Origin of the sequence: Nonomuraea sp. NPDC049141 (assembly GCF_040648415.1) — a bacterium.
Taxonomy (GTDB): Bacteria; Actinomycetota; Actinomycetes; order Streptosporangiales; family Streptosporangiaceae; genus Nonomuraea.
This window is the reverse complement of record NZ_JBEZDR010000015.1, coordinates 34,871-57,010: the sequence shown is the minus strand read 5'-3', so window position 1 is coordinate 57,010 and position 22,140 is coordinate 34,871. Positions and strand designations below refer to the sequence as shown.

The 22,140-nt window shown below is 70.1% G+C and carries 23 protein-coding genes; 12 read left to right on the top strand and 11 right to left on the bottom strand.

The genetic code is table 11. The features are described from left to right. The first annotated feature begins 19 nt into the window (after positions 1-19). The 4 genes from AB0B91_RS38750 (at position 20) to AB0B91_RS38735 (ending at position 3,522) form a co-directional block, all read left to right on the top strand. A complete protein-coding gene (locus AB0B91_RS38750) occupies positions 20-301 on the top strand; it encodes a StsA-related sactipeptide RiPP (protein ID WP_358330810.1) in 282 nt (93 codons plus the stop codon). Between the two features lie 88 nt (positions 302-389). After that, the gene (gene stsB / locus AB0B91_RS38745) at positions 390-1,832 is read left to right on the top strand and encodes a StsB family radical SAM/SPASM domain sactipeptide maturase (protein ID WP_358330807.1); all 1,443 of its coding nucleotides are present in this window, start codon (positions 390-392) and stop codon (positions 1,830-1,832) included. Between the two features lie 12 nt (positions 1,833-1,844). Beyond that, the gene (locus AB0B91_RS38740) at positions 1,845-2,123 is read left to right on the top strand and encodes a PqqD family protein (protein ID WP_358330804.1); all 279 of its coding nucleotides are present in this window, start codon (positions 1,845-1,847) and stop codon (positions 2,121-2,123) included. A 7-nt stretch (positions 2,124-2,130) separates the two neighbouring features. Next, entirely contained in the window at positions 2,131-3,522 is a 1,392-nt protein-coding gene (locus tag AB0B91_RS38735) for an FAD-dependent monooxygenase (RefSeq protein ID WP_358330801.1), read from the top strand. Here the strand turns inward: AB0B91_RS38735 and AB0B91_RS38730 are convergent. The 7 genes from AB0B91_RS38730 to AB0B91_RS38700 form a co-directional block, all read right to left on the bottom strand. Next, positions 3,482-4,189, bottom strand: a complete 708-nt coding sequence (locus AB0B91_RS38730; protein WP_358330798.1) for a response regulator transcription factor — start codon at positions 4,187-4,189, stop codon at positions 3,482-3,484. The two genes, AB0B91_RS38735 and AB0B91_RS38730, sit on opposite strands and share 41 nt — an antisense overlap. A gap of 177 nt (positions 4,190-4,366) precedes the next feature. Next, entirely contained in the window at positions 4,367-5,383 is a 1,017-nt protein-coding gene (locus AB0B91_RS38725; protein WP_358330795.1) for a methyltransferase, read from the bottom strand. Continuing rightward, a complete protein-coding gene (locus AB0B91_RS38720) occupies positions 5,380-6,591 on the bottom strand; it encodes a cytochrome P450 (RefSeq protein ID WP_358330792.1) in 1,212 nt (403 codons plus the stop codon). Before AB0B91_RS38720 ends, AB0B91_RS38725 begins: the two co-directional genes overlap by 4 nt. After that, positions 6,588-7,901: a TfuA-like protein gene (locus AB0B91_RS38715; RefSeq protein ID WP_358330789.1), complete on the bottom strand. Its 1,314-nt coding sequence runs from the start codon at positions 7,899-7,901 to the stop codon at positions 6,588-6,590. The genes AB0B91_RS38720 and AB0B91_RS38715 overlap by 4 nt, the downstream gene beginning before the upstream one ends. After that, positions 7,901-9,049, bottom strand: coding sequence for a YcaO-like family protein (locus AB0B91_RS38710; RefSeq protein ID WP_358330786.1), 1,149 nt, complete (start codon positions 9,047-9,049; stop codon positions 7,901-7,903). Before AB0B91_RS38710 ends, AB0B91_RS38715 begins: the two co-directional genes overlap by 1 nt. Positions 9,050-9,070: 21 nt before the next feature. After that, entirely contained in the window at positions 9,071-9,883 is an 813-nt protein-coding gene (locus AB0B91_RS38705; RefSeq protein ID WP_358330782.1) for an ABC transporter permease, read from the bottom strand. Between the two features lie 18 nt (positions 9,884-9,901). Beyond that, entirely contained in the window at positions 9,902-10,843 is a 942-nt protein-coding gene (locus AB0B91_RS38700; protein ID WP_358330779.1) for an ABC transporter ATP-binding protein, read from the bottom strand. 232 nt (positions 10,844-11,075) lie between these two features. Between AB0B91_RS38700 and AB0B91_RS38695 the strand changes: the two genes are divergently transcribed. The 4 genes from AB0B91_RS38695 (at position 11,076) to AB0B91_RS38680 (ending at position 14,708) form a co-directional block, all read left to right on the top strand. After that, entirely contained in the window at positions 11,076-12,929 is a 1,854-nt protein-coding gene (locus AB0B91_RS38695; RefSeq protein ID WP_358330776.1) for a BTAD domain-containing putative transcriptional regulator, read from the top strand. Between the two features lie 112 nt (positions 12,930-13,041). Continuing rightward, complete coding sequence (locus AB0B91_RS38690; protein ID WP_358330773.1) at positions 13,042-13,284, top strand: LuxR C-terminal-related transcriptional regulator; 243 nt, start codon at positions 13,042-13,044, stop codon at positions 13,282-13,284. Positions 13,285-13,349: 65 nt separating this feature from the next. Beyond that, positions 13,350-14,129: a helix-turn-helix transcriptional regulator gene (locus tag AB0B91_RS38685; RefSeq protein ID WP_358330770.1), complete on the top strand. Its 780-nt coding sequence runs from the start codon at positions 13,350-13,352 to the stop codon at positions 14,127-14,129. A gap of 24 nt (positions 14,130-14,153) precedes the next feature. Next, positions 14,154-14,708: a dihydrofolate reductase family protein gene (locus AB0B91_RS38680; protein WP_358330768.1), complete on the top strand. Its 555-nt coding sequence runs from the start codon at positions 14,154-14,156 to the stop codon at positions 14,706-14,708. A 2-nt stretch (positions 14,709-14,710) separates the two neighbouring features. Here AB0B91_RS38680 and AB0B91_RS38675 read toward each other — a convergent pair whose 3' ends face one another. Beyond that, positions 14,711-15,352, bottom strand: coding sequence for an NAD(P)H-binding protein (locus AB0B91_RS38675; RefSeq protein WP_358330765.1), 642 nt, complete (start codon positions 15,350-15,352; stop codon positions 14,711-14,713). Between the two features lie 25 nt (positions 15,353-15,377). Further along, positions 15,378-16,265 carry an EamA family transporter gene (locus tag AB0B91_RS38670; protein ID WP_358330762.1) on the bottom strand — a complete coding sequence of 296 codons (888 nt, stop codon included), beginning with the start codon at positions 16,263-16,265 and terminating at the stop codon, positions 15,378-15,380. Positions 16,266-16,339: 74 nt separating this feature from the next. Between AB0B91_RS38670 and AB0B91_RS38665 the strand changes: the two genes are divergently transcribed. Then, complete coding sequence (locus AB0B91_RS38665; RefSeq protein WP_358330759.1) at positions 16,340-16,837, top strand: MarR family transcriptional regulator; 498 nt, start codon at positions 16,340-16,342, stop codon at positions 16,835-16,837. A 4-nt stretch (positions 16,838-16,841) separates the two neighbouring features. Here AB0B91_RS38665 and AB0B91_RS38660 read toward each other — a convergent pair whose 3' ends face one another. Then, complete coding sequence (locus tag AB0B91_RS38660) at positions 16,842-17,690, bottom strand: maleylpyruvate isomerase family mycothiol-dependent enzyme (RefSeq protein WP_358330756.1); 849 nt, start codon at positions 17,688-17,690, stop codon at positions 16,842-16,844. A 60-nt stretch (positions 17,691-17,750) separates the two neighbouring features. On the opposite strand from AB0B91_RS38660, the gene AB0B91_RS38655 reads away from it, so the two are divergent. Beyond that, positions 17,751-19,163, top strand: coding sequence for an MFS transporter (locus AB0B91_RS38655; protein WP_358330754.1), 1,413 nt, complete (start codon positions 17,751-17,753; stop codon positions 19,161-19,163). On the opposite strand, the gene AB0B91_RS38650 is transcribed toward AB0B91_RS38655, so the two are convergent. Beyond that, positions 19,105-19,599 carry a TIGR03618 family F420-dependent PPOX class oxidoreductase gene (locus tag AB0B91_RS38650; RefSeq protein WP_358330751.1) on the bottom strand — a complete coding sequence of 165 codons (495 nt, stop codon included), beginning with the start codon at positions 19,597-19,599 and terminating at the stop codon, positions 19,105-19,107. The two genes, AB0B91_RS38655 and AB0B91_RS38650, sit on opposite strands and share 59 nt — an antisense overlap. A 106-nt stretch (positions 19,600-19,705) precedes the next feature. Here AB0B91_RS38650 and AB0B91_RS38645 point away from each other — a divergent pair, with 106 nt between their 5' ends. Together AB0B91_RS38645 and AB0B91_RS38640 are read left to right on the top strand one after the other, a co-directional pair. Then, positions 19,706-20,902 (top strand): amidohydrolase, encoded by a 1,197-nt coding sequence (locus AB0B91_RS38645; protein ID WP_358330748.1) that lies wholly within the window; start codon positions 19,706-19,708, stop codon positions 20,900-20,902. An 80-nt stretch (positions 20,903-20,982) separates the two neighbouring features. Further along, the gene (locus tag AB0B91_RS38640; protein ID WP_358330745.1) at positions 20,983-22,077 is read left to right on the top strand and encodes a PrsW family intramembrane metalloprotease; all 1,095 of its coding nucleotides are present in this window, start codon (positions 20,983-20,985) and stop codon (positions 22,075-22,077) included. Positions 22,078-22,140: the final 63 nt, after the last annotated feature.

The window sequence follows — 22,140 nt, the reverse complement described above, 5'->3', positions numbered from 1 at the left end:
AAGACGGAGAGGTGAGGGCATGGCCTTCGATCCGAAGGAAGCTCTGCGTGAAGCCGGCGTCCTGAACGACCCGATCGCCGCGGAAGTCGAGGCGGCGTTCGCCACCCTGACCAAAGAGGAAACCGACCTGCTCATCTCGCTCAAGGGCAAGCTTCCCACCGCACTGCCGCTGGTGATGGCGGGTGGGCAGTGGGAGCGGCCCGAGGTCGAGGTGCACAACGAGGGCGAGGCCGAGGCGTCGTGCCTGTGCGGAGCCTGGTCCGGGTCCGGGTCCGGCGGGCCGTCCAAGCCGGCCACCTAAATCCGACGGCTCACGGGTGCGGTCCCGGTGGCATGTCGCCGGACAGGGCCGGGGTCGCGCCTGCCGCAGAGAGCGTGAAGGGAAATGGATGTCTGGGAAGCTGGCCCGGAACCACTCGCTGTTCGACGTACCAGAAGACCTCACCTATTTCATGCACGATGGGTCCTACCTGGTCGTCAACCCGCATTCCGGCGGTCGGTGTGTCCTCGATTCGCGTGAGTTCGGCGTCCTGCAGACCTTGGCCCGACCCTACGCTCGGCTCGAAGAGACCGATGAGACCGATCGGGCCCTCGCCAAGCTCATTCTGGCGTGGGTCGTCTACTACAACGGGAACCGTCCGCGGATCACGCTGAAAGAGCCGCCGCTCCGCATGGCCTACTACGCCATCACCGACGGGTGCAACCTTCGCTGCCCCTACTGCTACGCGTCCTCGGAGAAGTGCCTGCCGGGTGAGCTCAACACCGAGGAGTCGCTCGGCCTGGTCTCTCAGATCGCCGATATCGGCGCCTCGACCCTGGTCTTCACCGGCGGCGAGCCCATGCTCAGAAAAGACCTGTTCCAGATCGTGGAGCATGCCAATCGGAGCGGCTTGAGGTCGAACATCATCACCAACGCCACCATGATCAGGACGCCCGCGATGGCGCGGCGGTTCGCCGAGCTGTTCAACGCGGTCACGGTGAGCGTCGACGGCGGCACGGCCGAAACGCACGACCGCACACGGGGCGAAGGCTCCTTCGCCAAGACCCACCGAGCCCTGCGGCTGCTCAACGACGTGGGCGTAACGCCGATGATCAACCATATCGTCACCTCGGAGAACGTCGACGAGCTCGAGGACTTCGCCTCGTTCATGGAGGGCATCGAGGTCGACAGCATCCGGCTGATGTACCACAACAACCTGGGCCGGGGCGAGAGCGACGAGTACGACTTCGGCTGGGAGGACCATCTGAGGATCCAGCAGCTCACCTGGACCTCACCCGTCGCCGGCAAGCTGCTGCCGGACGGGCCCAAGACCCTGCAGCTGTGCGCCGTGAAGGCCAACTGCGGGATGGGCGGGAACGAGATCTACATCAACTCGCTGGGCGACGTCTACCCGTGCAAGCTCGTCACGGGACGCTCGCACCTCGCGGGCAACGTGCGACGGCAATCCCTGGCGGAGATCTTCGGCAGCCCGGTCCTGTACGACATGCGGACCAGCTCCGTGTTCGGCGGCGACTTCCACGCCGACTGCGCGAAGTGCTACATCAAGTCGTCCTGCGGCGGGGGCTGCCGCGCCGCTCACATGGCCGAGTCCAAGGACCTGCGGCGGAACAGCCGCCATCAGTGCAGGATCCTGCGGCACGGTATCGTCACGCAGCTCTGGCTGGAGTCCGGCGTCGATCCCGCGGAGCTCGCCGCGGACGCCGGGATGCAGACGCCCCGCCTGCTCGTCAACGACGACATCCATCCGGTCTTCGACGACTGGAAGACCTACGTTCTCCCCTCGGCCGCCGCTGTCAAGGTCGGAGAGCTGCTTCCCATAACACCGGTATAGAGGAGGTGGAGTGTGTCGCTCCAGATCAGTGACGCTGTGATATGGCAGGAGACCTCGGGGGGCATCTCGCTCTACCACGCCGAGACCGGGGCTTTCCACACCTTGAACGAGACAGGCTCCCGGATATGGACGCTCGTCGCGAGCGACGGGGAGCGGGAGCCGATCGTCTCGAAGCTGTCGCACGAGTTCGCCGGGGACAACGTCGCGGTGAGCATCCGCATCCTGAAGGACGTACAGGAGTTCCTCGGCAGCATGATCGAACAGGGTCTGATCGAAGAGCGTCCGGCGTGAGGCCTGCATGACCAGAGCGGTCGTCCTCGGCGGGGGCTTCGCGGGTGTGCTGGCCGCCGCCGTGCTCGCCAGGCACGCGGACGACGTGATCGTGATCGAGAACGATCATTATCCGGCCGATCCCCGTGCTCGGCGGGGGCTGCCCCAGTCGCGTCACAGCCACGTCCTCGTGGCCGGTGGCGCGCGGGCGCTGCAGGAGCTGCTTCCCGGGACCCTTGAGGCGCTCTTCGCCCGCGGCGCGCATCGCCGGCGCCTTCCCGGCGACGCGCTGATCCTCGCCGCGGTCGGCTGGTTCCGGCGGCTGGACACCGAGGCGTACCTCATCTCATGCAGCCGGGGACTCCTGGACCAGGTGGTGCGGCAGCGGGCGCTGGGCGCCGTCTCGACCTGGCCGGGCACGCAGGCGCTCGGGCTGGTGGGAGACGCGAGCCGGGTCACCGGGGTCGCGGTCAGGCGCGAGGGCGCTCCGCCGGAGACCATCGAGGCGGATCTGGTCGTCGACGCGACAGGGCGGAGATCGAAGGCGCCACGGTGGCTGGCCGAGCTCGGCGTGGCGGAGATCGAGGAGGTGACCGTCTCCTCCGGGTTGGCCTACTCCACCCGGGTCTATCAGGCGCCCCCCGAACTCGCCGGCGACACTCCGGCCATCATGATCCACCCGCGTCCGGCGAGCGGGCGGCCTGGCCAGGGGGCGACGTTGTTCCCGATCGAGGACGACCGGTGGATCGTCACCCTGACCGGCACCCGGGGCGGCGAACCGCCCGTGGACGAGCGGGGCTTCGCGGACTTCGCGCGCTCGCTGCGCGACCCGATCGTGGCGGAGCTCATGGCGGCGGCCACGCCGCTCGGCGGCATCCGGCCGTACCGCGATACGTCGAACCGGCGAAGGTTCTTCGAACGCGTACGCCTGCCCGGCGGCTTCGTCGCGATCGGTGACGCGGTCGTCGCGGTGAACCCCGTCCACTCGCACGGGATGTCGGTCGCCGCGCTGAGCGCGCTCAGGCTGGACAGGGAGCTGACGCGGCGCGGGATCGGCCCGTCCGCCCGCCTCGAGCTGCAGGCGGCCATGGCGGCGGAGGCGGATACGTCATGGCGGATGGCGGTCGCGCAGGACCGGGGACCGGCCGGGCGGGAGGCGACCGCGTTCGAGCGCGAGATTCTCACCCGCAGGACGCGGGCTTTGCTGAGCAGCCCGCAGCTCGCCGCCGAATTCTTCGGTGCGCAGACCTTGACGTCCACGCGGGCTCCGAAAGACGCCTCGGCGGTGGTCCGGGCGCTGACGGGGGAGCCGGATCCCCTTCTCACCACGGAGGAGGCCGTCAAGCAGCACCCCGCGCTGTACGAATGGTGGAATTCGGCTACCCGTGTCCGCGCCGGAGGTGCGCTGAGCCGACGGTGATGAAGCCGGATTCGTACGCGATGCCGACCGCGTGCGCCCGGTTCACCGCCGAGAGCTTGGTGAGGATGCGCGCCAGGTGCGAACGGACCGTTCCGGTGCCGATGCCGAGCTTCTCGGCGATGCCGGCGTTCGACAGGCCGGCCGCGACGAGAACCAGCACCTCGGCCTCGCGGCGGGTGAGTTCGGCGAGCCGGTGATCGACCCCGATGGTCACCGCGGCGATGCGATCACGTAGCCGCGTGATCATCGCGCTGGAGATGAAGGTGTGCCCGGCGGCGACCAGCCGGATCGCGGGCACGATCTCCTCGAACAGCGACGCCCGGTGCACGAAACCGCCCGCGCCCCCGAGTAACGCGCGCCCGAGCAGCTCCTCGTCCAGCGCTTCTGAGACCACCACCACGCGCATCCGGTTCCTCGCCTGCGCCGCGACGACACGGGTGAATGCCACGCCGTCCGCCTGCCGCAGCGCCGCGTTCACGACCGCCACCCTCGGCCGATGCCGGACGACCAGATCGCCCAGCCGGTCGGCGGCGCCGGCCTCGCCTACCACGTAGATGCCGTTGCCCATGTGGAGCACGCTCCTGAGCTGGGCGCGCACCATCCGGTCCGGCTCGCCCACGACGACCCGCAGAGCGGGCATGGGCTCGCCGGCGGGGGTGGACTCCATCGGTTGTGCCACCTGACCACCCGAGTTTGAGCGCGGTTGCTCTTCCGGCACACTATGCGCGTCCGCCCTGGGGACAGCCAGAGCAGCGGGGTTACTCAAGCCCGCCACCCGCATGTGAGAGGTACCCATGACTGCCTGTGGCCGCGGTTGTCGGAACGGCGACCGCGGAATCGGCGCTCAGGACGGATCCGCGACAAGGATCCGGATCGCCGAACTCCGCAGCGGCGGCGTGACGTCGGCCAGGGCGAACCCACCGGCCGCGAGCAGGCCGTGGAAGTCGGCTCTGCCGCGTTCCCAGCCACCGGTGTAGACGAGCATGGCGATGTCGCTCATGACGACGCCGGCCGCCTCCGGCGTGTCGAGCCTGGACGGCAGCACCGGTTCCAGAATCAGCAGGCGCCCGCCCGTCGCGATCGAAGCGCGGCAGTTTCGCAGCAACGCGGTGCACCGCTGGTCGTCCCAATCGTGCAGGACGCCTTTCAGCAGCATGAGATCGCCTTCGGGCACGGCCTCGAAGAAGTCGCCCACCTCGACGGAACACCGATCGGAGAGCTCCGCCTTCTGGAACGTCCCGGCGGCGGCTGCCACGCCGTCGGCGGTGTCGTACAGGATGCCGCGGGCGCCGGGCGTGGCCGCCAGTATCGCGGCGAGCAGCGTGCCGTTGCCGCCCCCGATGTCGACGACGGTGCGGGCACCGGTGAAGTCGTAGGCCTTGGCGGCTTCGAGCGCGACGCGCTCGGTGCCCTCGCACATGGCCGTGTTGAAAGTCCTCGAAAGATCGTGATGGCCGGCGAGGTAGTCGAAGAGCGGCTGGCCGTGCACGTGATCGAAGGCGGCCTCACCCGTGCGCACGCTGTGGGTCAACGCCCCCCACGCCTGCCAGGTCGCGGGGTCGCCGAGCAGCAGCACGCTGGAGCGCATCGACCATGGATGGTCGGCACGCAGCGGCTGACCCAGCGCGGCCAGCGCGAGGTGTCCCGGCGCCACCTCATCGACCACCCCCAGGACCACCAGTGCCCGCGACAGCCGCTCCAGCGCCCGCGGGTCGGCCCCGATGGAGCGCGCCAGCTCGTCGACCGGCACGGCCCCGGCGGCGAGGGCGTCGGGAACGCCCAAGCGGACGGCCGTGTACAGGATCTGCGAGGTGGCGTAGCCGAACGCCATCCGGGACAGCTCTCCGTAGCCCTTGATCATAGGCTGGCACCCTTCCCCAGCAGCAGCGGCAGGCGGCGTACACCATGCAGGAACAGGTCCGGCGTCCATTCCAGGTCGGCGGGGTCGACGGCCAGGGCCAAGCCGGGGAAGCGGCGCACCAGCGCGCCGATGGCCGCCCGGGCCTGCAGCCGGGCCAGTGCCGCACCAAGGCAGAAGTGGATTCCGTGGCCGAAGCCCAGGTGCCGGTTCGGGGTGCGGCCGATGTCGAAGACATCCGGCTGGTGGAACACCGCCGGGTCGCGGTTGGCGGCCAGCAGCACCGGTACGACGATGTCACCTCGGGGGATCACGGATTCCCCGAGGTCCAGGTCGGCCAGCGCGAACAGTGGCCGGGAGTGCCCGACCGGGCCGTTGAACCGCAGCACCTCCTCCACCGCGGAGTCGATCAGCCGGGGCCGGGCGCGCAGGCGTTCGAGCTGGGCGGGGTGGCGCAGGAGTTCCAGCACTCCGTTGCCGATGAGGTTGACCGTCGTCTCGTCTCCGGCCAGCAGTAACTGGAACACGCTGGACACCAGCTCGGCGTGGCTGAGCTCCGTCGACCGGACGAGCCGGGACAGCAGGTCCGCACCCGGGTGGGCCCGCCGCTCGTCGAGCTTCTCGTTGACGTAGGCGACGAACCCGATTCCGGCTCGGCGCACCAGTGCCGCGTCCCGGCTGCGCAGCATGTCGTCGCTCCACCCGCGGAGCCGGGCCCGGTCGTCGATCGGGAAGCCGACCAGCTCGGCGACGATCAGGATCGGCAGCGGCAGCGCCAGCGCCTCGATCAGGTCGACGCCGTCGCCGGCGGCCGCCATGCCGTCGACCAGCTCGCCGACGACCTGATGAACGCGCCGCTCGAGCTCCGCCACCGTCCGGGGGCCGAACGCGGGCGCCATCAGCCGCCGCAGCCGGGTGTGGTCGGGCGGATCGAGGTTGAACATGTTCCGCCGCACCATCGCCAGTGGGTCGTTCTGCCGCCGGCGGTGATAGGCGGCGAGCTCGTCGGGCAGCCGGTCGAGTTGACGCCCCAGGCCCGGGTCATGGAGGGCGCGCTGTACGTCGGCGTGCCGGGTCAGAAACCAGGACCCCGAGCTCGCATGGCGGTAGACCGGCGCCCGCTCGCGCATGCGGTGGAAGAGCGGGTGCGGGTCGCGGCGATGCTCCGCGGCGGTCGGGTCGAACGACTGCTCAAGCCCGGTCGCGCTCATCCCTCCTTGGCCTTCCGCACATCCAGCGCGAAGAACCTGCTGACGGTCTGTCCAAGATCCGCCATGCCGAGAAACCCGCGCCGCGCCAGCTCGACCTCCGCCGACGTTCCGGGCCCGTTCCAGTGGCGGGAGAAGATCCTGCCGCAGATCGCCGGTGCCGGGACGACCACCCGGCCGCGCGTCTGTTCCGCGACCTCATCGGCTCGGGCGACGAGATCGGACCACTCGGGCCAGTGGCTCGACAGGCGGATCCGCTCCAGGATGATCGGCCGCCAATCCTCCGACTGCCAGACCGGCCACACCCGCACCATGACCAGCCGGAGTTGCTCGGCGGCCGGCAGGGTGGCCCGCTCGGCCTCGGAGAGCCACGATGCGAGGCTGGGCGGTACGTCGGCACGATCATCGACCCCGAGCCGGACCCGCGTGTACTCCTCCAGCCTCAGGCCCCGCGCGTCGGCGAAGTCCGTCAGGAGGCCGGTCAGAACCTGCTCGTGCAGCCGCGGGTAGTCCTGGCCGAACAGCCGCGCCGCGTCCAGGACGTCGAGATCGGACATCCACCTGCCCGGCGCGTACTCCCGCATCGACCGCCAGGCCAGCGCCTCGTAGTGGGTGATCCCCGTCAGGGCCACGTCGGCCGCCCACGCGCTGGGCGCTTCGGCTCGGTGCCCGCCGACGGCGTTCAGGGCCGCCACCGCGTCCAGCCGCTTCAGATCCCACTCACCCGTCCCGATCATCCGCTCCAGCGTGCTCAGCGCGTCGCCGGCCGCCGGGCCCAGGGCCTCTTCCAGCTCGGGCCAGGTCCGGTGGACGAAGGGCCTGGACTTGGCCGCTTCGACGATCCGCTCGCCCGCCGCCGCCGGAACGAGGCCGGTCCTGGCTCCCTCCTGGCAGCCGTAGCGGAGGTTGACCATGGCCACGGTGCCGGTGGGGTATCCCCGTTCCGCGGGTCCGTGCAGGACCGCCACCTCGTCATCCCCATCGACCTCGCCGGTGGCGTACATGCGGAAGACGGACCCGACGCCACGCATGCCGTACGGGCTCAGCTCCGCCGCCCGCAACGCTCCCATGCTCGCCGCGCCGATGACGTTCACGCCTTCGTTGAGCAGCCAGAGAATCTCCTTGTGGCCCACGGACAGCCGCTCCCGGTAGTACCCGTCGATGATGACGGCGGTGTCGTCGCGGCCCCACTCCTCCCTGAGGAGATCGCCCCGGGCCACGGGCGGCCGCGTCCGCGCCTCCGGAAGCACGGCGAGGACCTCGTCGTGAGAGATCGTCGGTCCGGCGTAGACGACCGTCTTCTGGCGGCTCACTAGAACACCTCCGGGGTGACGCGGCTTCCCGGCGCCACCACTCTGACCACGGGGACGCCGATCTCGTCCCTCGTCAGATCGATGACGACAGGGGCGGCGGAGAACGCGACCGCGGCCCGCTTGACCACGTCCTCCAGATCATCGACCAGGCTCTGGTGCGCCGTCAGTCTCGCGATCGCCTCGCCGGTGCCCGCCGCGGGCGCGGGCCGACGCCTCGTGCCCAGGTCGTGGAGGTCGTCTCTCGCGCCTGAGATGTAGCCGAGCCTGGCCTGCGCGGCCTCGGTGACGGCACGGGTGAGCGCTATCTCCGAGCCGAGGTGGCAGCCGAATCCCATGAACGCCGGGGGATAGTCGTCGCAGAAGATCCGGGCCAGGAAGCACGGCAACCCGGTGGGCGACGGCAAGGACCTGACCTCGAGACGGACCCGAGCCCGCGCCATCGTCTCGCACAACTCGTCGACGACCGGCGACCCCAGAGTCCCCGGGTCGACGAGGACCCCCTTGTCGCCGGCGGCCATCGCCGTGGTCACGGCGTCCCTCTCGATCACCTCGTACAGCGCGTGCAGGACGGCCTCGGTCGCCGTGTTCCCGCTGGCCAGGCCGTTCGTCGACGAGAAGAACACCGGCGGGTTCCAGCCGGTCTTCCGTACGAGGGAGAATCCCACCGATTCCTTGGGAACCAGCGTCTCCGAGCCGTCGGTCAGCGACCGGCCGGCGACCCAGTCCAGCGGCAGCCCGTCGTGCAGCAGGCTCGGTGGGGAGAGTGGGAGGTCGCGGACGTCATAGCCCAGGTGCCCGATGACCTCGCGAGAAGGCGCCGTCGTCACCGGCGTCATGGGTTGCTCGGCATGCCAGAGCTCAATGGCTTCCATCATCGCGGACAGCCGCGCCAGCTCGGGGGTGATGCCTTTCCCCTGAGACACGGCGAGCGTCCGGGCAGTCGGCCGGATTGCCTGAAATGTTGGGATTCCGATGGTGTCCAGCCGGGTGATGTCCGCGACCCTGGTGATCCCGACCATCCGGGCCGCCCGGTCGGCCATCTCCCGCGTGGCCGTCGGGTCGTGAGCTCGGTCCGTGCCCGGCAACCGGACCTTGGACTGGTCGGACTGCGAGAGGAGCCACGAGAGAGAGGAGTTGTCTGTCCGCATCGTCCCTTGTCCTTGACGAGATCAGATGTTGCGAGCGCGGTTGATCAAGGCGCGGCCGCCCACGGTGTAGCTGACGGCCGCCAGGACGGCCAGCACCAGGAGGTCCTGCCACGCGTCGGCGAAACCGAAGAACGCGGCGTTCCGCATACCGTCGATCGCGTACGTCAGCGGGTTGATCACCGACACCCACTGCAGCACGGTGGGCATGCTGTCGATCGGGTAGAGCGACGGGGCACTGAAGACGAGAACGGGGATCGACACGTTCGACAGCAGCATGAAGACCTGGTAGTCGGTGATCAGGATCGCCGTCGCCAGATACAGTCCGTTGAAGGCCAGGGCGGCCACCGTGAGCACCGACAGCAGACCGGCCCAGGCTTGCAGGTCGAAGGGCAACTCGAAGACGAACACCGCCACGCCCAGCGCCAGCAGGGCCTGCCCCAGCACGAGCGACACGCCCGCGATCACCTTGCCGAGCAGGAACCGCGACCTGCGTAACGGGTAGGACCACAACTGGGTGGCCGCGCCGCTCATCTCCTCCTGGAACACCGCCATGCCGGAGGTTCCCGCCGCGCTGACGACCGACATCGCCAGTGTCATGGGCAGCAGGAAGATCGTGAACGGCACCTGGACGCCCTTGTAGTCGACGACCTTGAGGAGGTTGCCCAGCGAGGTGTTCACGAGCAGCAGGTAGATCAGCATCGGGGCCAGTCCGAGGATGAGATACACCCGGTTGCGGGCGAGCAGCGCGTACTCGCGGTAGAGCACCGCGGTCAGGTCGGCCGCCTTCGGGATCCCGGTCGGAGGAGCGTTGTCGAATACCAGCTTGGCGGCCACATCTATCCCCTTTGCCAGTCAGTCCTCGGCCTCCGTCATCCGGAGGAACACCTGCTCCAGCGAGTCCGAGACGGTCGAGACGCCGGAGATCGCGACCGCGTGGTCCTGGCAGTGCCGCGACAGCTCCGGCAGCACCTCCTGTGCTCGCGCACCGTGGATCCGTACGCCGGCGTCCTCGGCCGAGGCGATGAGCCCGGCCGCCTCCGCCCAAGCCGTCACCACCAGACCGGCCGCGGGATCATCGAGGGCTATCAGCAGGTGGGTGGTGCCGAACTCCTCGACGAGTTCGCGCGGTTTGGCGAAGCGCAGCACCCGTCCCTTGTCGATGACCAGGACACGCTGGCTGTTGCGTTCCAGTTCGTCGATGTGGTGGCTGGTCCACAGCACGGTCACGCCGTGCTCCTCACGCAGCCAGGTCACGAAGCGCTCGATGTGGCGCCGCCCCACCACATCCAGTCCCGCGGAAGGCTCGTCGAGGACCAGCAGTCGCGGAATGGTGAGCAGCGCCCGTACGAGCTGCAACCGCTGCCGCTGACCGCCCGAGAGCTGGAAGCAGAATCGCGGCAGGGCCTCCGTCAAGCTGAGGAAGTCCGCCAGTTCGAGCGCCCACGGCCGCACGGCACGCCACTTCAGACCGCGGAACCGGGCCGCGATCCGCAGGTTGTCGAGCGCCGGCAGCATCATGTCGAACGGGCCTGACTGGTGCATCGCCCCGATGCCGCTCTTGGCGGCGACCGGCTGACGCACCGGATCGGCGTCGAAGACACGGACCTGACCGGAGGTGGGAGTGGTGACCCCGCAGATCATCTTGATCAGGGTCGTCTTCCCGGCACCGTTGGGCCCGAGGAGCCCGATGGTCTCTCCCCGAGCGATCTCGAACGAGACATTGTCCACCGCCGGCCGCACGCTGCGCCGATAGCGCTTGGTCAGCCCCACGGCCGTCACCACATCGCTCGACACGGCACCACCCTTCACCTCGACTCGCTCCACCGAACGTGCAGGCGGCGGTTTCTGCTGGCGCTGGAGATGTGTTGCAGGTTGAGTATGGACCGGCGATCAGCAGGTGACACAACCCCACAAACGTGGGCTAGCCGGGACGTTATGCCGAACGACAGAGGGCGCGTTGTGCGATCACGCCGAGTGTGATCACCATCGGCACATGGACCGGTTCAGTCGCGCATTTCGTAGTCGAGTGAACGCCAAGCCACCTGATCCGTACACGCTGCGCATGCCCACCGGCAGTCCCGGCGTGACCTGGCAGCTCCCGGAGGAGAGCGACCCCGCGGCCGCCCTGCCGTGCGTGGTCCTCGTGGATCGTGCGGGGCTCGCCGAGTTCGCGGTGCTCCAGCGCGGGCTGCGCACGCTCGGCGTGCCGAGCGTGCGGGTCGACGCCGGCTCGATCAGCGGCCTGCGGATCATCACCCGGCTCGACGACGGCTCGCTGACGGTGAACGGGCGCCGCATCATCCCCACCGTCACCTGGGTACGGCACTTCTCACCGCGAGCCGTGCAGGGAGGGAACGGCTCGGCGCTGTCCCTGTTCCGGGCCGACTCGTGGGGTGCTTTCATCGACCAGCTGTCGTCGCTGTCGTCGCTGTCGGCCGCCCGGCTGCCCGGCGGCAGCGATCTCGGGCGGCTGGTTCAGCTCGACGGCGCGGCACAGGCAGGGATCCGTACCCCACGAACGATCGCCACGACCGACGTGGGGGCGGCGAGCGCGGCGCTGGCCAGCGACCGGATCATCGTCAAGGCCCTCGACCGGCATTTCGTCGAGCCCGAACCGGGCACCCTGCATGGGATCTTCCCGGAGATCGTGGACGGCGTCGTGGCCAGAAGCCTGCCCGCGCGGGACGCGCCCATGATCGTCCAGGAGTACGTGGACCACTGGGCGGAGCTGCGCGTCTACTTCGTGGACGGCGAGATCCGGGCCTTCCGTGTCGGCAAACCATCACCAGAGGCGATCTGGCGCGACACGGCGTCGGTCACGGTCTCCCCGGCGGTGGCGCCGGAGGCCGTGGTGGAGGCGGTGCACCGGCTCGCCGGGATCTGGGGCCTGCGCTACGGCGCCTTCGACTTCCTGCTGACCAGGCAAGGACCGGTCTTCCTCGAGGTCAATCGCGACGGCGACTGGCGATGGTTCGAGACGAAGGCCGGTGTCGACGATGTCTCCATCGCCACGCTGTCCACGGTGCGCACACTCCACCGCCAGGTGGCCAGGGCGGGGTCGGCGACGATCGATCTGGCCGGATTCCTGGCACTGGGCACCGACCGGATCGAGCGGGCGAAAGTCGTGACCCCGCGCTTGGACGCCCGCGTGCTCGGCGCGCTCGAAGTGCGGGTGGACGGCACGATCGTGCACGTCAGCGCCAGGAAGGCGCGGCTGCTGGCCGCGATCCTGCTCTCCCGCCCGAACCAGGTGGTCCCGACGGACCAACTGATCGATTCCTTGTGGGGAGAACGGCCACCCCCCACGGCACGCAAGAACCTGCAGGTCTATGTCTCGGTGCTGCGGAGGAGAGTCGGAGATCGGATCTCCTACCAAGGCTGGGGATACCGTCTCGACGCCGGGCCGGACGAACTCGATCTCCTCGAGTTCCGCCGGCTGGCCGGCGCCGGCCGGGACATGCGGCGCAGAGGCGCCCCCGATGCCGCGGTGACCGTGCTCGATGACGCCCTGCGCCTGTGGGGCGGTCAGCCGCTCGCGGAGTTCTCGGGTGTCGCCCTGGTCGATGAGGCGGTCGGCAGATTCACCGATCTGTACCTCACGGTCAATGAGGACTGGGCGGAACTCGAGATCGAGCGGGGCAGCCACATCGAGGTGCTGAACAGGCTCGACGACCTGGTGCCCTTCTTCCCCGCGCGTGAGCGGCTCGTGGCGGCGAGGATGACCGCTCTCGCCGGCTGCGGCCGTGCGCCGGAGGCGCTCTCGCAGTTCGAGACCGTACGCCGGCAGCTCGTGGCCGAACTCGGCATCGACCCCAGCCCCGTACTCAGGAATCTCTATGAGGAGATCTTCCACGGCCAGCTCGCCAGAGCCGATCCATAACCGGTCGCATGGTCCGGCCATACCGCTGATTAAGCAGACGCTTCTAGGTTGCACACAGAGACGCTTCCACCAGGGGCGTCTCCGGCCAAAGCGATCCGAACCGGGACTTGCTATGGATTTTGTCGTCGGCGATCTGACAAATGATCGCGACACGTGGCTGATCGTCCTGCTGGCCAGGGGATATACGACCACAAGAATCGCCCGGGAGATGAACCTCAGCAGATACACGGTGGCGGAGCGGATCAGCAAGCTCCTCGACCGATTCGCCTGCAGCAACCGGAGCCAGCTCGTCGCGTACTCCTATGCCCACAAGCTCCTGGACGTCGGCATCTGGCCGCCTGGCGCCTCCGGTTGACTTCCGTTCGTCGCTTACATGCCAGGTAATGGAACTATTCCGTCAGACCAGGTAGAACCGGCCGTATGCACATGGATCAACCGGTCGGGGAGTCGCTGCGGGACTGGCGGCAGCGGCGCGGGCTCACCCAGCTCGACCTGGCCCTCCAGGCCGACGTGTCCGCGCGGCACGTCAGCTTCGTCGAGACCGGGCGGACGATTCCCAGCCGGTCCATGGTGCTGCGGCTGGCCGAGCAGCTCGACGTCCCGCTGCGCGCGCGCAACCGGCTGCTGATCGAGGCCGGGTACGCGCCCATCTATCCCGAGCGGCCGCTTGACGATCCCGACCTGGGCAAGGCGTACCAGGCGCTCCAGCAGATCCTGCGCGGGCACGAGCCGTATCCGGCGCTGGCCCTGGACCGCCATTGGAACCTGTTGCTGGCCAACGACGCCATGAACGTCTTCCTCGACGACGTGGACCCGGCCCTCCTGGAGCCGCCGGTGAACATGATGCGGCTGGGGCTGCATCCGGACGGGTTCGCGCCGCGTGTGCGGAACCTGGCGCAGGTCCGCGCGTTCTTGCTGCCGCGCCTCGCCAGGCAGGTCGCCGCTACGGGGGATCCGGAGCTGAGCTCGCTCTACGAGGAACTGCTGGCCTATGGAGACGACGGGGATGCGCCACTGCCCGACCCCGCCGACATCGCGTTGCCCGTGCGGATCACGTACCGGGGGGACGAGCTCTGCTTCTTCAGTACGATCACGACGTTCGGCGCGGCGTTCGACATCACGCTCGAAGGGGTCGCCGTCGAGGCGTACTTTCCCGCCGACGAGGAGACCACGCGGCTGATCGGGGATCTTCGCCGCTGATGCCGCAGATCGGCCACCTGGCCGATGTTGTCGGGCACGGCGGGCGAGTACGACATGGGGTGGATCGTGCCGCACGCGATCAGCGAAGGCGCCAGGGAGCACGTCGCCCGCATCACCGCGACGGCCACCACAGTCCTGCTCGGACGCAAGAACTACGAGGGATTCGGCGGCTGCTGGCCGGCGGTCGCCAAGGACGACGCGGCCGACCCCCGGGACCGGTCCTTCTCCGAGTGGCTCAACGCCGTGGAGAAGGTGGTGTTCTCCTCGACGCTCAAGGAGGCGCCATGGGCGAACAGTCGCATCGTCGACGCCGCCCCTGCCGAGGTCGTCAAGGACCTGCGTCGGCAGGAGGGCGGCGACATCGTCGTGCTCGCCAGCGGCAGCGTCATCAAGGACCTGCTACGGGCCGACGAGCTGGACCGGCTGAGCATCATCCTGGCCCCCGAGCTGGTCGGCGGGGGTGCGCGCCTGTTCGAGGACGGGCTGCCGGGGTCGAGCTGGCGCCTCGCCGGCGAGGTCGCGACCACGGGGAGCGGCGCCCTGGCCCTGTTCTACGACCGTGTCCGCGAGGGCGGCTGACGTCAGTACGCGGCGGTGAACCTGACCCGGTGGTGCCTGGGCCGTTCCGCCTCGTCCAGCAGCACCACCGCGAGGTCCTCCAGGGAGATCGCCGAGTTGCCGCCGGCGTCCACGAGCAGCTCGTCGGTGCCCAGCCGGTAGGCGCCGGTACGCTCGCCCGGCGCCAGCAGCGCGGCCGGGCTGAGGTACGCCCAGTCCACGCCGGTCTCCGCGCGGCAGGCTTCGAGCTGGCCGTTACAGGCCAGCGCGATGTCGCGGTAGGCGTCGGACATGAAGCGCGGGTCGTCGAGCACGGTACGGCCACCGGAGCCGGGTACTGTCAGGCCGGCCGCCCCGCCGACGAGTAGCAGCCGGACGCCGGTCCCCGCGAGCCCGGCCAGCAGCGCCTTGGCGGTCGTGACCAGGTCGTGCTCGTGGCCGGTGGCCGGGCGGGTCGCGCTGATCACGAGGTCCTGACCGGTGCTGAGCCTGGTCACGTCCTCGACCTGAGCGGCGTCGCCGACCTGGGGATGGGTGCCGGGGTGCAGGGCGGGAAAGCGGGCCGGGTCGCGTACGACGGCGGTGACCTCGTGGCCGCGGGACAACGCCTCGGCGACCACACGAGCGCCGACGCTGCCCGCCGCTCCGAACACGGTGATGCGCATGGGTTCTCCTTGAGAGACAGAGGGATCAGTGCTGGTCGGCGGGGATCAGGCGGTCGGCGAGCGGGCGCGTCTGCTTGGCCGGGCGGCGCTGGGTCTGGGCCGTGATGAGGGCCGCCACGACGACGAGGCCGCCCACGATCTGAGCCACGCTGAGCGACTGGCCGAGGGCGAGCCAGCCCAGCGCGGTGGCGACCAGCGGGCTGAGCAGGCCGAGGAAGGTGACGTGCGTGGGGGACAGGGCGCGGATGCCGCGGAACCACAGGGCATAGGCGATGGCCGAGCCGATGATGGCGAGGTAGGCGTACCCGGTCAGGTTCGCCGAGGTCAGCGTCGCGGGCGGCGGCCCCTCGACGAGGAGCGCCACCGGGAGCAGCAGCAGGCCGCCGGCCACGAGCTGCCAGCCGGTGGTCGCGAGCAGGGGCGCGGGTGAGGTCCACCGCTTGCTGAGCACCACGCCGGTGGCCATGACGACCGCGCCCCCGGCGGCCGCGGCGACGCCGATGGCGTCCAGCCGGGCGTCGGCCCGCAGGACCAGCAGGCTGACCCCGGCCACACCCGCCACGGCGGCGATCGCCGTACGCGCGGAGAAACGCTCGCCGAGCAGGCCGGCGGACAGACCGGCGACCAGCAGGGGCTGCACCGCGCCGATGGTCGCGGCGACCCCGCCGGGCAGCCGGTAGGCGCCGATGAAGAGCAACGCGAAGAACACCCCGATGTTGAGCGCGCCGAGCACGAGGGCGCGCCACCACCACACCCCCTTCGGCGGTCGCCGGGTGAGCACGACGAGCAGCAGCCCGGCGGGGAGGGCGCGGACGACCGCCGCCAGCAGCGGGCGGCCGGGTGGCAGGAGTTCGGTGGTGACGAGGTAGGTGGTCCCCCAGATGGCCGGGGCCAGCGCGGTCACCAGGATCATGGCAAGTCGATTTCTTAGCACTAAGACAATGTATCTCATCGCTAAGGTATTTGTCTCACCGCTAAGATGAATGGGTGGCAGATCATGTTGACCGCGTGCTGGAGCAGTGGGCCGCGCAGCGCCCTGACGTCGAGGTGTCGCCGATGGCGGTGATCGGGCGGCTGTCCCGCCTGTCGCGGCTGATCGGCGTGGAGCTGGGCCGTACGTTCAGCGCCCACGGGCTCGACTCGGCGTCGTTCGACGTGCTCGCCACGCTGCGGCGCAATGGACGATCATTGACCCCGGCCGAGCTCATGAAGTCGGCCATGGTCACCTCGGGGGCCATCACCCAGCGCCTCGACCGCCTCCAGGCCCGCGGCCTGGTGTCCCGTACACCCAGCGAGAAGGACGGGCGCGTGGTGCACGTCGCCCTCACCGACGAAGGGCGGGAGCTGATCGACCGGGTGCTGCCCGACCACGTCGAGACCGAGCGCCGGCTGCTCGCCGCGCTCTCCGAGAACCGTCAGGCCGCCCTGGCCCACGAACTCCGGGAGCTCCTGGAGTCGCTGGGCGACACCGTGGACCCTGCCTAACAGGTCAGACAGGCGGGACGAGGGTGAAGTAACGGTCGAGCACGGCCCGGTCGCCGCGCACGTCCAGCCGCTCGGCCGGGACGCGCTGCCAGAGGAACAGCATGAGATCCGACGCGCTCCCGGCCACCTCGACGTCGCAACCGCCGGCCACCTCGGCGTCACGGCCGCCGGTGTCCGCGTCGGTCATCTCGACGTCGCGGCCGTCCTCCTTGGCCTCCTGGGTCACCTTCACGGCCGGTCCGTCGAAGCGGACCGTCCACCGTCCCGGCCCGTCGGTCTGCCGGAAACCGTACGACTCGCCCGCTCCGGGCGGCGCCGCGGTCCAGGCCCGCCGAGCTGGGGCCATCACCTCGAACGTCTGCCCCACCGCGTCGGCCGCCAGCTCGGCGTCCATCGGCCCGGCCGCCCCCGCCACGCCCTCGGCGTCCCAGCGGTGAACGGCCGCCTCGATGCTCTGCATGCGCACCCAGAACCTGACGCTCTGCTCGCCCGACCACGTCCACACCGGCACGTCCGGATCGGTGGCGGCGAACAGGGATTCCAGCTCGGCGGCCCCCTCCGCGAACCAGTCGACCAGGCCGTCCGGCAGCGGCCCGGTCGCCGGTGCGTGCGCCGGATCCGGCCAGCCGGCCGGCTCGGCCGGCAGGCCGAGGAAGGACAGGTCCGACGCGTCCGGCTGCTCGGTGAGACGCTCGCCGATGACCCACGCGAGGTAGCGGTGCACACCGCCCAGATGCATGACGAGATCGGGCACGCCCCAGCCCGGGCAGGACGGCACCAGACCGGATCCCGCGGTACGGACCGCCGCCTCGAACGCGCGGATCTCGCGGCTGAAGTGGGAGAGATGATCCATGCCCTCACTCTGCCAGCCCCGCTCGGCCGCCGCCGGTTCTGAGGGCCTAGCCTGGTCAGAATGAGATTCGGCGGGACGCTGGCGGTGCTTCTGTCGGCGTGGTTCATGGCCCAGTTCGACTTCTTCGTGGTCAACGTGGCGGCTCCGTCGTTCGAGCGCGAGCTGCACGCGAGCCCCGCGGCGCTGGAGCTCATCGTGGGCGGCTACGCCTTCACCTACGCGGCGGGCATGATCACCGGCGGGCGGCTCGGCGACCGGTACGGCTACCGGCGGATGTTCATCGGGGGCGTGATCGCGTTCACGATCGCGTCCTTACTCTGCGGGATCGCGCTGAACCCCGCCCAGCTCGTGGCTGCCCGGCTGCTGCAGGGATTGGCCGGCGCGGCGATGGTGCCGCAGGTGCTCGCCATGATCTCCGCGGTCTTCCCGCCGGAGGAGCGGCGCCGCGCCGTGGGCTGGTACGGCGCGACCGGCGGGCTCGGTTCGATCGCCGGGCAGGTGCTGGGCGGGCTGCTGCTGTCGGCCGACCTGTTCGGGCTCGGCTGGCGGGTGATCTTCCTGATCAACCTGCCCGTCGGCCTGGTCGTGGTCCCGCTGGCCGCCTGGCTGCTGCCCAGGGTCGAGCCGGCCAGGCGGTCGCGGCTGGACCTGCTCGGCGCCGCCGGGCTGGCGGTCGGTCTGGCGCTGATCCTGGTGCCGCTGGGCCTCGGCAACAGCGCGGGCTGGCCCGTGTGGACGTGGATCTGCATGGGCGCGAGTGTGCCCGTCCTCGTTCTCACGGGTCGCTGGCAGTACGTGCTCGGCGGGCGCGGCGGGCAGCCGGTGCTGGACCTGGCCCTGCTGAAGGTGCACTCCTATCTGGCGGGCGTCGGCGCGATCACCGCGTTCATGGCGTACTTCGCGTCGTTCATGTTCACGCTCACGCTGCTGCTCCAGGGCGGGCTGCGACTCACCGCGTTCCAGGCCGGGCTGGCGTTCGCGCCGATGGGCGTGCTGTTCACGATCAGCTCGCTGCTGGGCACCCGCCTGGTCAGGAGGTACGGCCTGAAGGTCGTGATGATCGGCGGAGCCGTGACCGCGTCCGGCCTGACGCTGCTGCTGTGCACGGCGGCGGCCGGGCTGCCGTGGATCATCGCCTCGCTGGTGCTCGTGGGACTCGGCAACGGCCTGGTGATCCCGCAGCTCATCGGGGCGGCGCTGGTGGAGGTCGCGCCGCACCAGGCGGGCATCGGCTCGGGATTCCTCAGTACGGCCCAGCAGTTCGGGGGCTCGGGCGGGGTCGCCGTGATCGGCGCGGTCTACTTCGCGGCCGTGGCGGGCGGCGATCACGTCGGCGCGATACGCTCGTCGGCCGCCATCGACCTGGCGCTCATCGTCGCCGTGGTCGCGGTGGTCGACTACAACAGGCGGCGCGCTATCCGGCGGACGGAGCGGGCAGCGACGTCCCGTACAACCGGGACACCCGGAGCCTGATCACCAGCCGTTTGTCCGCGACCACCTGGCCCAGGAACGCGGCCTCGGCGCCCGGGTCGGCGTAGCCCCCCGACTGCATGGCCAGCAGCTCCCGGCCGACCTCGTCGCCGGGTTCGACGCTCACCGGTGACAACTCGGCCAGGCCCTCGGCCACGGCGTACGACCAGAAGTCGTCGCTGGCCACGTACAGTGCGGCGCGTGGATCCTTGTGCAACTGGCGCACCTTCGGCCGGCCGTCGACCGTCGCGACGCGGACCACCCGCTGGGCGGGGTCCCAGGCGTACACGACGGTGGACACGTGCGGGTGGCCGTTGCCGCCCCGCGTGGCCAGCGCGCCGAAGCGTTGGCGGCTGAGCAGGTGTGACAGGTCCTCGTCCGGCAGGCCGCTGGGGCCGAGCCCCGCGCCGGGACCGTAGGCGGCCTGGTCCTCGGCCAATTCATCCTCCTTTGCCCTGTTGTCGGAACCTTACCGAAGGGAAGGGGGAGGAGCGAAGCGCCGTGTCCGCCCTATGCCGAAATATCATCCAATGTAGGTTGCTGACATGAATCTTGCGATCACCAGCGGATATGTCGTCCCGGTCGACGGCGATCCCATCGAGGGCGGCACCGTGCTGATCCAGGATGGGAAGATCGCCGCGGTCGGCCGCGATGTCGAGATACCTCCCGGAACCCCCGTCGTCGACGCGGCCGGCGGCTGGGTGCTGCCGGGCTTCGTCGAGGCCCACGGCCATCTGGGCGTGTACGAGGAGGCCGAGGGTTGGGCCGGCCAGGACACCAACGAGACGACCGACCCCAACGGGGCCCGCCTGCGCGCCCTCGACGCCATCAACCCCGCCGACCTGGGCTTCGCCGACGCGCTGTCCGGCGGCGTCACCACCGCGGTGATCAAGCCGGGATCCGCCAACCCCATCGGCGGCCAGACGGTGGCGGTCAAGTGCTGGGGCCGGACCGTCGACGAGATGCTGATCCGCGAGCCGGTGAGCGTGAAGAGCGCCCTCGGCGAGAACCCCAAGCGCGTCTACGGCGACCAGAAGAAGCTGCCGTCCACCCGCCAGGGCGTGGCGGCGGTGATCCGCGACGCGTTCATGAAGGCGCAGGACTACAAGGCCAGGCGGTCGGTCGCCTACGACGAGGGCAAGCCGTTCGATCGCGACGCCACGCAGGAGATCCTCGTCCGCGTGCTCGACGGCGAGCTGCCCTGGTGCCAGCACACGCACCGGGCCGACGACATCGCGACCGCGCTGCGGCTGGCGGACGAGTTCGGCTACCGGGTGGTGATCAACCATGGCACGGAGGGGCACCTGATCGCCGACGTGCTGGCCGAGCGCGGTGTCCCGGTCATCATCGGGCCGCTGTTCACCAGCCGGTCCAAGGTCGAGCTCCGGCACCGCTCGCTGCGCAATCCGGGCATCCTCGCGCGGGCCGGGGTCGAGCTGGCGATCACCACCGACCACCCCGTGGTGCCGATCCACTTCCTGGTCCACCAGGCGACGCTGGCGGTCAAGGAGGGGCTGGACCGGGACGTGGCGCTGCGGTCCATCACCGTCAACCCGGCCCACATCATGGGCCTCGACGACCGCGTGGGCGCGCTGCGTCCGGGACTCGACGGCGACGTGGTGATCTGGTCCGGCGACCCGCTGGACATCATGAGCCGGGCGCTGCGGGTCTTCGTCGACGGCCGCGAGGTGTACTCGTACGAGGGCGGGGTGGCCGACCCCTACTACCGGGAAGCGCGTTGATCATGGCCGTCAAGTAATCGTCAAGCGTCTGTCGACGGGTCCGCTCCATAGTGGGACTCTGTCCGAAAAGAGGTATGGCGATGACCGTACGGCCCCGGCCTCCCTCGCTGCCGCGGCGGCCCAGCAAGGCGCTCCTGATCGGCCTGGTGATCTCGAGCGTCCTCGCGGTGCTCGTGCTGGCCGGCATGCTGCTGTCGGGCGGCCCGCTCGGTTTCGGCCTGTCCATGCTGCTGGCGGTGGCGCCCCTGCCCCTGCTGCTCGCGGCGGTCCTCTCGCTCGACCGGCTGGAGCCCGAGCCCCGGCTGCACTTGAGCTTCGCGTTCGCGTGGGGCGCCGGCGTGGCGATCGTGCTGGGCGTCGCGCTGACCATCGCCGGCCAGGCCATGTTCGCCAGGGCCGGCTACGGCACACAGACCGTTCAGGAGGTGGGCACGGTCTACCTGGCCCCGGTGATCGAGGAGGCGCTCAAGGGCTCGGCCCTGCTGCTGCTCCTGATCAGAAAGCGGGAGATCGACGGGCTCACCGACGGCATCGTGTACGGCTCGATGGCCGGACTGGGCTTCGCGGTCGTGGAGAACGTCGGCTACTACCTGAGCGCGTTCACCGAGGACGGCGTGGGCGGCGCCATGCAACTGTTCGTGATCAGAGGGCTGATCGACCCGCTCGGCCACCCCGTGTACACCGCGATGACCGGGCTCGGCGTCGCGTACGCGCTCACCCGCCGCGGCCCCGCGCGGTTCGCGGCCATCCCGCTCGGCTACTTCGGCGCGGTCCTCCTGCACGGGCTCTGGAACGGCGCCGCCTCGCTCCGGTCGATCGGCTGGCTGGGGCTGGCCTATCTGGTCATCATGGGGGCGCTCGTCGGGCTCGTTCTGGTGACCGTACGCGAGCGCAGGCAACTGCTGGCCAAGATGGGCGGCTACCTGCCCGCCTACCAGGCAACCGGGCACGTCACCCCGCCGGACGTCACCATGCTGAGCACGCTGTCCGGCCGCCGGGCCGCGCGCAAATGGGCCAAGGGCGTGGGGCTCGGGCGGGCGATGGGCGACTACCAGCAGGCTGCGACCGAGCTGACCATGCTGCACCTGCGGGCCGAACGGGAAGGCGCGGACCCGGCCTTCGCCGCCGAACGCGACGCCCTGCTCGACGTCATGGCCCAGGCCCGGCGCTGGTAGGTCGCCACGATCGCCTGGGCCGCCCGCGAGCTGCCCGCCGCCTGACCAGCCGGGCCGGAGGTC

Excerpts from the sequence above, each read along its gene's own strand:
- AB0B91_RS38750 (WP_358330810.1), top strand. The coding sequence starts at position 20 with ATGGCCTTCGATCCGAAGGAAGCTCTGCGTGAAGCCGGCGTCCTGAAC.
- stsB (WP_358330807.1), top strand. The coding sequence starts at position 390 with ATGTCTGGGAAGCTGGCCCGGAACCACTCGCTGTTCGACGTACCAGAA.
- AB0B91_RS38735 (WP_358330801.1), top strand. The coding sequence starts at position 2,131 with ATGACCAGAGCGGTCGTCCTCGGCGGGGGCTTCGCGGGTGTGCTGGCC.
- AB0B91_RS38730 (WP_358330798.1), bottom strand. The coding sequence starts at position 4,189 with ATGGAGTCCACCCCCGCCGGCGAGCCCATGCCCGCTCTGCGGGTCGTC.
- AB0B91_RS38725 (WP_358330795.1), bottom strand. The coding sequence starts at position 5,383 with ATGATCAAGGGCTACGGAGAGCTGTCCCGGATGGCGTTCGGCTACGCC.
- AB0B91_RS38720 (WP_358330792.1), bottom strand. The coding sequence starts at position 6,591 with ATGAGCGCGACCGGGCTTGAGCAGTCGTTCGACCCGACCGCCGCGGAG.
- AB0B91_RS38710 (WP_358330786.1), bottom strand. The coding sequence starts at position 9,049 with ATGCGGACAGACAACTCCTCTCTCTCGTGGCTCCTCTCGCAGTCCGAC.
- AB0B91_RS38690 (WP_358330773.1), top strand. The coding sequence starts at position 13,042 with ATGGATTTTGTCGTCGGCGATCTGACAAATGATCGCGACACGTGGCTG.
- AB0B91_RS38685 (WP_358330770.1), top strand. The coding sequence starts at position 13,350 with ATGCACATGGATCAACCGGTCGGGGAGTCGCTGCGGGACTGGCGGCAG.
- AB0B91_RS38680 (WP_358330768.1), top strand. The coding sequence starts at position 14,154 with ATGTTGTCGGGCACGGCGGGCGAGTACGACATGGGGTGGATCGTGCCG.
- AB0B91_RS38675 (WP_358330765.1), bottom strand. The coding sequence starts at position 15,352 with ATGCGCATCACCGTGTTCGGAGCGGCGGGCAGCGTCGGCGCTCGTGTG.
- AB0B91_RS38670 (WP_358330762.1), bottom strand. The coding sequence starts at position 16,265 with ATGATCCTGGTGACCGCGCTGGCCCCGGCCATCTGGGGGACCACCTAC.
- AB0B91_RS38660 (WP_358330756.1), bottom strand. The coding sequence starts at position 17,690 with ATGGATCATCTCTCCCACTTCAGCCGCGAGATCCGCGCGTTCGAGGCG.
- AB0B91_RS38655 (WP_358330754.1), top strand. The coding sequence starts at position 17,751 with ATGAGATTCGGCGGGACGCTGGCGGTGCTTCTGTCGGCGTGGTTCATG.
- AB0B91_RS38645 (WP_358330748.1), top strand. The coding sequence starts at position 19,706 with ATGAATCTTGCGATCACCAGCGGATATGTCGTCCCGGTCGACGGCGAT.
- AB0B91_RS38640 (WP_358330745.1), top strand. The coding sequence starts at position 20,983 with ATGACCGTACGGCCCCGGCCTCCCTCGCTGCCGCGGCGGCCCAGCAAG.